Source organism: Moorella naiadis (nom. illeg.) (assembly GCF_051020825.1).
In the GTDB taxonomy this organism is placed as follows: Bacteria; Bacillota; DSM-521; order Neomoorellales; family Neomoorellaceae; genus Neomoorella; species Neomoorella naiadis.
Window position 1 is genome coordinate 1 of record NZ_JAXGFQ010000077.1, and the last position, 1,321, is coordinate 1,321.

Below are 1,321 nucleotides of genomic sequence, written 5' to 3' on the forward strand. Positions count from 1 at the left end.
CTGCGTTTGTCAATACAAAAATGATCCACTATGGCAAAGTAAATCTGATCCACTTATGATAAAGTAAAAGTGATCCACCCTATGTGAAAACGTTGAGGATGAAGGGACGCTGCCTACCCTTCCCCAGGGAAGGGGTAGGCAGCGCGACCGACGAACAGCCGTTCTAGCCAGCCTTGGCTTTTTGGCGCTGTTTCAGGCGATAGGATTCTGCGTTCATGTTCAAAATATGGGACTTAAAGGTAACCCGGTCTACCAGGGCTGCCGCCAACATGCGGTCCCCAAAAATTTCCTCCCATTTGGAGAAGTCCAGGTTGGTGTTAATAATTACACTGCCACGCTCACTCCTTTCAGAAATAACTTGAAAGAGAAACTCTGCACCCTGACGGGGAAGGGAGATATAAGAGAGCTCATCCACAATTAACAGGTTAACCCGGGAGAGTTCTTTGAGCATGCGGCCCAGCCTTTTTTCGTCCTGGGCTTCAGCCAGTTTGGTAACCAGGCCGGCGGCGGTAAAGAAGCGGACCGAGTAGCCGTGGACACAGGCTTTAAGGCCCAGGGCGATACTTAAATGGGTTTTCCCGGTGCCGGGGTTACCGATCATGACAATGTTTTCCCGGCGTTTAATAAATTCGCCGGCAGCCAGTTCCCACGCCAGGGCTTCTTGTACATGGGGCAGGGCCTCAAATTTGAATTCCTCCAAGGTTTTCTGGAAAGGGAAGCGGGCGAGTTTAACGCGCCTGGCTATCTGCCTTTCTTTGCGGCTGGCTGCTTCCCGGGCCAGCATCGCCGCGAGGAATTCTTCGTAACCCCAGCCCTGGTCCGTAGCCTGGCGGATTACAGCCGGGTAATCGGCAAAGGTAGGAAGCTTGAGTTCTTTGGCATATAAAGGAATAGCTGTTGCCTGGTTCAATGGACCCCACCCCCCAGGAGGCTGTCGTATGCTTTCAGGTTAACTTCTGCCACCATGGGGAAGGCGGCATCCAGCTGTACCTGGTTAGTGTCCGCATTATCTTCCTGGCCCAGGTAATAGCGTACTGCCTGGAAACTATCCTGGCCGCTTTTGAGGGCAAGTTTTATGGCCTTCTCTACTTCCTCAATACCATACTCGAGGATCAGGCCCAGGATGCGCGCCAGTTCCCGGTCCTCACCCCGGCCTAAGAGGCGCTCTTTGAGCTCATAAAGTCCCGGGGGCAAGGAAGCCCGGCGTAAAGGTGCGGCATTGGCCAGGGAACGCGGCTTTTGCACCAGCACTGGCAGGTAGTGCTCTAGCACCAGGCAGGTCTGATCAGCAAGATAGGTCCGGGGGTGAATGGCCACCTCC

General features: G+C 53.9%; 1 protein-coding gene and 1 pseudogene. Both read right to left on the reverse strand.

Annotated elements, in window-relative coordinates:
- Positions 1-163: 163 nt before the first annotated feature.
- The gene (gene istB, locus SDD30_RS17355; RefSeq protein ID WP_434076186.1) at positions 164-910 is read right to left on the reverse strand and encodes an IS21-like element helper ATPase IstB; all 747 of its coding nucleotides are present in this window, start codon (positions 908-910) and stop codon (positions 164-166) included.
- A pseudogene (locus tag SDD30_RS17360) lies at positions 907-1,321 on the reverse strand (IS21 family transposase); the annotation flags it as partial. The gene istB and the pseudogene SDD30_RS17360, both read right to left, overlap by 4 nt.